Origin of the sequence: Streptosporangium sp. NPDC006013, from assembly GCF_040614275.1 — a bacterium.
Taxonomy (GTDB): Bacteria; Actinomycetota; Actinomycetes; order Streptosporangiales; family Streptosporangiaceae; genus Streptosporangium.
In genome coordinates this window covers 1-8,558 of the sequence record NZ_JBEXUE010000425.1, presented here as the reverse complement: position 1 = coordinate 8,558, position 8,558 = coordinate 1, and the positions used below count along the sequence as shown (strand labels likewise).

Genomic DNA, 8,558 nt, shown 5'->3' with positions numbered 1-8,558 from the left:
TGGTTCACCGCGACCCAGGCGTAGTCGCTGCCCGGGAAGACCGACGCCTGGAAGGGCCTTCTCCTGGATCCCCTGGCGATCCGGCCGGTCTCCGCGGTCGGGGTGACCAGCGCGATGCTCGCCATGATGACCCTGCTTCCCGCGGTCATGGTCGTCTTCGGGCGCTGGATCTTCTGGCCGCTCGTCCCGCACCACGACCCGGACGCCGAGGAGTACCCCGCCGACCACGGCAGATGGGGCGCCCTGGGCAGGAGGATCCACGCGAACCCCCGTCTGGTGTGGGTCGTCACGGTCATCGGGCTCTGCCTGTGCGCGTCCGGACTGGCCTCCTACCGGGCGGGCGGGCTGGGCAACGCCGACGTCTTCCTCTCCAGGCCGGACTCGGTGGTCGGGCAGGAGGTCGCCGAGCGGCACTTCCCCTCGGGCGAGGCCGATCCGGTCCAGGTGGTCACCACCGAGCAGTACGTCAGGGACGTGATCGTGGACACCGCGCAGCGGCCCGAGGTCACCGCGATCTCGCTGGGCGCCGCGGGCAACGGCGACATCCTGCTCAACGTGACGGTACGCGGGGGCGACGGCGAGGAGGCCGAGCAGCACGAGGTGCTCGCCCTGCGCGACCGGCTGCGGGCGGTCGCCGCCCCGGACGTCAACGTGGGCGGCAACGTGGCGCTCATCGCCGACCTGGAGCGCGGCGCGCAGCGGGATCGGATGGTGATCATCCCGCTGGTGCTGCTCGTGGTCTTCGCGGTGCTCGCGGTGCTGCTGCGCTCGCTCATCGCGCCCATGCTGCTGCTGGCCACCGTGGTGCTGTCGTTCCTGGCCACGCTGGGAATCAGCTCGCTGGCGTTCGCGCACCTTTTCGGCTTCGCCGGGGTGGACCAGGGGTTCGTCCTGCTGGTCTTCGTCCTGCTGGTGGCGCTGGGCGTCGACTACAACATCTTCCTCATGCACCGGGTTCGGGAGGAGGCGCACCGCTACAGCACGGCGCACAGCGCGATCCTCGGTCTGGGCGCTACCGGCGGTGTGATCACCTCGGCGGGAGTCGTGCTCGCCGGCACCTTCGCGGTGCTGGTGGTGCTTCCACTGACGCAGACGGTCCAGCTCGCCTTCGCGGTGGCCGTGGGGGTGCTGCTCGACACGATGATCGTCCGTTCCGTACTGGTGACCGCGCTCACCCTGGACGTCGGCGACGTCGTCTGGTGGCCGAGTCACCTGGCCAGGGGCACACGCTGGTGGCACCGCGGACCGCGCCCCTACCGGCCTCCTGCCCCGGCGGTCAGGCCGCGGGTCATGCTCAGGCCCCGGCGGCTCGTGCGCCCCCGCGTGGTGCTCGGATCCGGCAAGGTCGCCTTGAGAAAGAGCGAAAAAGTGGGAGGCGAGTTTAGCGGTAAATGATAAAAGGCGTTATTGCGAGGCAGATCACACCTGTGATTTACTTGCCGGTAATAAACGCGGGGGTGGATCGCCGCACACAATGCGTTTCTGCCCCTTCGAGGTGCTAATAAGCACCCGTCAGGCATTTTCCGGCCCAGATGGAAAGCGTGGCGACGGTGTTCAGCAAGAATTCCCTCCTGCCATTATCTGCAGCGCAGAGTGGAATATGGGACGCCCAGCGGATTATCCCTGGCGAACCGCTCTGCATTGCCCAGTACATAGAGATCTCCGGCCCGGTCGATCCGGAGGTCTTCGCCGCGGCCGTGCGACTCGCCGCCGGGGAGGTCGACGCCGTTCACGTACGGATCATCGGTGGCGAGACCGAGGAGGCGGGCCGGGTCGGTCAGGTCGGTCAGGTCGTCGGGGAGTGCGAGGTGCCGTGCCCGTTCCTCGACCTCGGCGGGGAAGAGACGGGCGACGAGGGACTCGGTGCGGAGCGGGCCGCTCTGGAGTGGATGCGCAAGGACCTGCGCTCGCCGTTCCGCGAGGACGCGCTCGTGGCCACCGCCCTGATCCGGATCGCGCCCGACCGCCACCTGTGGTACCTGCGCTGCCACCACGTGGTCATGGACGGCTACAGCGGGCCGATGATCGCCCAGCGTCTCGCCGAGGTCTACACCGCGCTGATCGACGGCCGCGACCCCGGCCCCGGCGGTTTCCAGTCGCTGGCCACGTTGCTGGAGGAGGACGCCGCCTACCGCGCCTCCGACCGTTTCCAGGCCGACCGCCGCCACTGGCACGGCAGGCTCGCCGATCTGAGCGCGGTCCCCGCCCTCTCCTCCGGCGCCGCCGCCACGTCGCGGTTCAACCGGCGGAGCGCCACGCTGGGGGAGCGCGACGCCGCCGCGCTCACCGAGGCCGCGCTCTCCCACGGTACGGCCGTCTCCGGGTTCATGATCGCGGCGATCGCGGCCTTCGTCGGGCGCCTCACCGGCGCCCGCGAGGTGGTCCTCGGGCTGGCCGTCACCGCCAGGACCACGCCCGCCGCCCGGCGAACGCCGGGGATGCTCTCCAACGTGCTCCCGCTCCGCCTGGCGGTCTCCCCGGAGACGACCTTCGGCGAGCTGTCCGCCCAGGTCACCCGGGAGGTCGGGCGGCTGCTGGTGCACCAGCGCTACCGGTACGAGGACCTGCGCCGCGAACTCCGCGGCACAGTGGGCGACCGGCTGTTCGGCCCGGTGGTCAACATCATGCGGTTCGACTACGACCTGAGGTTCGCCGGTCACACCGCCGTCGCGCACCCGCTCTGCACCGGGCCCGTCGAGGACCTGTCGATCAACCTCTACGACGGCTCCGACGGGCGCGGAGTCCGCATCGACTTCGACGGCCACCCCGACCTGTACGGCGAGGACCTGCTGGCCGACCATCACGGCCGTTTCCTGCGCTTCCTCACCCGTGTCGTCCAGGCGGGCCCCACCACCCGCGTCGGCGCCGTGGAACTCCTCGACGAGGCCGAGCACACGCTCCTGGCCGACTGGGGTGCCGCGCCGCGCGAGGTGCCGCCGGGCACGGCCGTCTCCCTGTTCGAGGACCGGGTGCGGCGCGCTCCCGGTGCCGTCGCCGTCGTCGCGGGGGACACCGAGATCACCTATGCCGAACTGAACGCGCGGGCCAACCGGCTGGCCCACCATCTCATCGCCCTCGGCGCCGGGCCCGACCGCTATGTGGGCCTGTCGGTGCCCCGCTCCCTCGACATGACCGTCGCGTTCCTCGGCATCCTCAAGTCCGGCGCCGCCTACCTCCCCCTCGACCCCGGCCATCCGCCGGAGCGCCTGGCGACGATGCTCGCCGACGCCGCCCCTTCCGCCGTGGTGACCCGCGCCGACGCCGGGTTCCACGCGCCGCCCGGCGTCGAGGTCGTCCAGCTGGACACCTGGACCGGCGACGGCCTGCCCGCCACCGACCCGGTGACCGGCCTGCTGCCGGAACACCCGGCCTACGTCGTCTACACCTCCGGATCCACCGGCCGCCCCAAGGGAGTGGTGGTCACCCACGCGGGCCTGCCCGCGTACGCGCGCACCGAGATCGACAGGTACGCGGTGACGGAGGACAGCCGGGTCCTGCAGTTCGCCTCGATCGGGTTCGACGGGGCGGTGCTCGAGTGGCTGATGGCCCTGTCGGCGGGTGCGGCGCTCGTGCCGGTGCCCGCCGGGGTGTACGGCGGCGAGCCACTCGGCCGGTTCCTCGCCGAGGCACGCGTCACGCACGCGTTCGTCACCCCCGCCGCGCTGGCGACGGTCCCGGTCAGACCGCTCCCCGGGCTGCGGACCCTGCTGGTGGGTGGCGAGGCGTGCCGCCCCGAGCTGGTCCGCCGCTGGTCCGCCGGGCGCCGGATGATCAACGTTTACGGGCCGACGGAGACCACGGTCGTCGTCACCTGCAGCGACCCGCTGACCCTCCCCGGCGAGACCCCGATCGGCCGCCCGGTCTACGACGCCCGCCTGCACGTGCTGGACGCCGGACTACGCCCGGTCCCGCCGGGTTCCGTCGGGGAGCTGTACGTCTCGGGACCCAGCCTGGCGCGCGGATACCTGAACCGGCCGGGGCTGACCGCCGAGCGGTTCGTCGCCGACCCCTTCGTGCCCGGCGGGCGGATGTACCGCACCGGCGACCTGGTCCGCTGGGGTGCCGACGGGCAACTCCACTACGTCGACCGGGCCGACCAGCAGGTGAAGGTCCGCGGTTTCCGGATCGAGCTGGGCGAGATCGAGGCGGTACTGGCCGCGCATCCCGGCGTCGAGCAGGCGGCCGTGCTGGCCCGCCGTGACCGGGGGCCCGAGTCGGGGGGAGACCTGCGGCTGGTCGGGTACGTGGTCGGCGGCGCGGGCGCGGAGGAACTGCGCGGGCACCTGCGGCGGTCCCTGCCCGAGTACATGGTGCCCGCCGCGATCGTGACGCTGGACGAGATGCCGCTGACCGCCAACGGCAAGCTCGACCGGCGTGCCCTGCCGGAACCCGCGGGGGAGACCTCGGGGCGGGAGCCCGCGACCGACCGCGAACGCCTGCTGGCCGGGCTGTTCGCCGAGGTCCTCGGCCTGCCCAGGGCCGGGGCCGACGACGGGTTCTTCGACCTGGGCGGCGACAGCATCCTCGCCATCCGGTTCGTCTCCCGAGCACGGGAGGCCGGGCTCGCGCTCACTCCGAAGCAGGTCTTCCAGCACCAGACCCCCGAGGCCCTCGCCCTCGTCGCCCTCGCCGCGGAGGAGCCCGCGGACGGCACGGATCCGGCGGGTGACGGCACGGGAAGCGTCGACGTCACCCCGATCATCGCCTGGCTCGTCGAGGGCGAAGGGCCGATCGAGGGATTCGGCCAGAGCGCGGTGCTCCGGGTACCCCCGGATCTCGGCCTCGACAACCTGACGGCCGCGGTCCAGGTCGTGCTGGACCGTCACGACGCGCTGAGGCTCCGGACGTCCACGCCTCCGGCGGGTGCCGGGGCGTGGGGGCTGGAGATCGCCCCGGCTGGAGCGGTCCTGGCAGCGGACTGCGTGCGCCGGGTGGAGGTCTCGAACGTTCCGGACGAGGCGGCCGGCGAGGGCCTCGGTGTCGTGCACGGTACGGCCGACAGTGTTCCCGGTGTTCCCGGTGTTCCCGGTGTTCCCGGCGTTCCCGGCGGGGACGATGCACGGGTTCGGGACGTGTCGGACGAGACGGTGGCCGGGTATGCCGAGCGGGTCCGGGGTGAGCTGGATCCCGGCGCCGGGCGGATGGTACGGGTCGTGTGGTTCGACGCGGGCCACGAGCGGTCCGGACGGCTTCTGCTGGCCATCCACCACCTGGCCGTCGACGGCGTCTCCTGGCGGATCCTGCTGCCCGACCTTCTCGCGGCCTGGAGCGCCGGGAGAGAGGGCACCGAGGTACGCCTGCCCGAGCCCACCACCTCCTTCCGCACCTGGGCGCGTCTGCTCCAGGCCGAGGCCGTGAACCCGGCACGGGTGGCCGACCTTCCCGCCTGGACCGCGCTCCTCGCGCCGTCCCCGCCGGTCTCACCGGCGCGGGCCTTGTCCTCGGGCACTTTCGTCCCCGCGACCGATGGCTCACTCCTTCCCGCCGCGCCGGTACGCGAGCGGGGAACCTGGGGGAAGCGGCGGGAGATGGTCGTGGAGCTCTCCGCCGACGTGGCGGGTCCGCTGCTGGGCGGCGTGCCGGGTGCCTTCCACGGGAACGCCGACGACGTGCTGCTCGCCGGGTTCGCGGCGGCGGTCGCGAGGTGGAGCGGGCGGCGTTCCGTACTCGTCGACCTGGAGGGGCACGGCAGGCAGCAGGTCCTCCCCGGCGTGGACCTGTCCGCGACCGTGGGCTGGTTCACCGCCGTGCACCCCGTCAGGATCGACGCGGGCCCCGTTGACTGGGCCGATCTCAAGGACGGAGGCCAGGCCGCGGGCCAGGCGGTCAAGCGGGTGAAGGAGCAGCTCCGCGCTCTTCCCGACCCGCTGGGCTATGGCCTCCTGCGTTACCTCAACCCTGACACGGCCCCCGCACTCGCCGCACTGCCCCAGCCGGAGATCGGTTTCAACTATCTCGGCCGGATCACCTCCTCCGGGCTGGACTGGGAGCCCGTAGCCGGAGGGCTGTCCGGTGGCCAGGATGCCGCCGCCCCGCTCAGGCACGGCATCCAGATCGACGCGATCGCCCTCGGTGACGTCCTCCGCGTCACCTGGACCTGGGATCCCACCCGCCACGCCGACAACCGGATCGCCGAGCTGGCCGCCGCCTGGTCGGAGGCTCTGACCGGCATCTCCCGGCACGTCGGCGGCGGCCTCACCCCCTCCGACGTCGCGGTATCCCTCACCCAGGACGACCTCGACGAGCTCGGCCCCGGCCTCCAGAACGTCTGGCCGCTCGCGCCGCTCCAGCACGGCCTGTTCTTCCACTCCCTGCTGGAGGTGGACGTCTACACCGCTCAGCTGACCCTGGACCTGAGCGGCCCCCTCGACGCGCCACGGCTCAGGGCCGCCGCGGAACGCCTGGTCCGCAGGCACCCCAACCTCCGAACCTCCTTCGAGCTGCGCGGCGACCCGGTGCAGCTGGTGCACCGGCGGGTGGAGGTGCCGTGGCGGGAGGTGGCGGGGACCGACGCCGAGACGGTGGCCGCCGAGGAGCGGGCCCGGCGGTTCGACCTGTCCCGGCCACCGCTGCTCCGTTTCGCACTGGTACGGCTCGGACCCGGCAGGCACCGGTTGATCCTCACCAACCATCACATCCTGCTGGACGGCTGGTCGACACCGCTGCTGGCGGCCGAGCTGTTCGCGCTGTACTCAGGCCAGGAGCCCGCCCCCGCGCCGCCGTACGAGAACTACCTGGCCTGGCTGGCCGGTCGGGACGGCGAGCCCACGCGGCGGGCCTGGGAGCACGCGCTGGACGGTTTCGACGAGCCCGCCCTCGTCGCCCCGCACGCCCCCGCCGAGCCGGTCGCGCCCGCCAGGGTCACCGCCGAACTCGACGACGGCCGGACTCGGGCGCTCACCGCTCTCGCCCGCACGCACTCCAGCACGCTCAGCACCGTCATGCAGGCCGCCTTCGGCCTGCTGCTCGGCCGGCTGACCGGCCACCGGGACGTCGTCTTCGGCGGTACGGTCTCCGGCCGCCCGCCCGAGCTGTCCGGGGTCGAGCGCATGGTCGGCCTGTTCATCAACACCCTGCCGGTCCGGGTCCGGCTCGACCCCGCGGAAACCGTGGGTGACCTGCTGCGCAGGCTCCGCGACGAGCAGGCGGAACTGCTGCCCCACCACCACGCCGGCCTTGCCGAGATCCGGCGCGGCCCCCTGTTCGACGCGCTGCTGGTGATGGAGAACTACCCCATCGACTCCCGTACGGCGATCGGCGACCTCGACCTGACCTCGGCGGACGTGACCGACGCGACGCACTACCCGATCACGCTGCTGGTCGTGCCGGGGGACGTGCTCCGTTTCCGGCTGCAGTACCGGCCCGACGTGTTCACCGAGGCGGAGGCCGCGGCTCTGCTCGACCGCTTCCTGAGCCTGCTGGCCGAACTGGTCGCCGAGCCGGACACCGCCGTCGGCCGTCTCGACGGGTTCTCCTCGGGCGAGCGCGGGCCCGTGCCACACCACTGGAACGACACGGCCGTGGACGTGCCCCGCACGACGCTGGCCGCGCTGTTCGAGGCCCAGGTCGCGCGGACGCCGGACGCGACGGCGCTGGTGTTCGAGGGGGACGAGCTGAGCTACGCGGCGTTCAACGCGCGAGCCAACCGGCTGGCCCGTCTGCTGGTGGCCGAGTACGGGGTGGGAGCCGAACGAGTGGTGGCGCTGATGCTGCCCAGGTCACCGGACCTGCTGGTCGCCATGTACGCCGTGATCAAGGCGGGCGCCGCCTATCTGCCGGTCGACCCGGAGCTTCCTGCGGCGCGGATCGCGTCGATGCTGGACGACTCACGGCCGGTTCTGGTGATCGACGGTGACTGGCTGGGCCGTGCCGACGCCTCCGGGTACCCGGCTTCCGATCTCGGTGTGCCGCTCGCGCCGGAGCGTCCGGCGTACGTGATCTACACCTCCGGCTCGACGGGGCGGCCCAAGGGGGTCGTGGTCACCCACGGTGCGATCGTCAACCGCCTGCTCTGGGCCCAGTCCGAGTATCGCCTGGGGCCGGCGGACCGCGTTCTGCAGAAGACGCCGGCCGGATTCGACGTGTCGGTCTGGGAGTTCTTCTGGCCGCTTCAGACCGGCGCCACCCTGGTCGTCGCCAGGCCGGACGGGCACCGGGACCCGTCCTACCTCGCCGGGCTAATCGACTCCGAACGCGTCACGGTCCTGCATTTCGTCCCCTCCATGCTGGCCGCCTTCCTGGAGGCGGTGCCCTCTCCTGGTTCGCCGGAGGTGTCCGGAACGGGTACGGCTCTTCGGTTTCTCATCTGCAGCGGTGAGGCGCTGCCGCCCGCACTCGCCGACGAGGCGGCGGCCCGGCTGGGGGTGCCGGTGCACAACCTCTACGGCCCGACCGAGGCCGCGGTCGACGTCACCTTCTGGGAGCACCGTCCCGGCACGGAGACCACCTCCGTGCCGATCGGTCACCCCGTCTGGAACACCCGTCTCCACGTGCTGGATTCGTGGCTGCGGCCGGTTCCGGCCGGGGTGGAGGGGGAGCTGTACCTGGCCGGAGCGCAG

Annotated in this window: 2 protein-coding genes; both read left to right on the top strand. The window is 72.4% G+C overall.

Annotated features, from left to right (window positions below; all coding sequences use genetic code 11):
* Window positions 1–27: 27 nt before the first annotated feature.
* Window positions 28–1,395: an MMPL family transporter gene (locus tag ABZ260_RS40110; protein WP_355628069.1), complete on the top strand. Its 1,368-nt coding sequence runs from the start codon at window positions 28–30 to the stop codon at window positions 1,393–1,395.
* A 137-nt stretch (window positions 1,396–1,532) separates the two neighbouring features.
* A partial coding sequence (locus ABZ260_RS40105; protein WP_355628066.1) for an amino acid adenylation domain-containing protein occupies window positions 1,533–8,558 on the top strand: 7,026 nt, incomplete at its 3' end.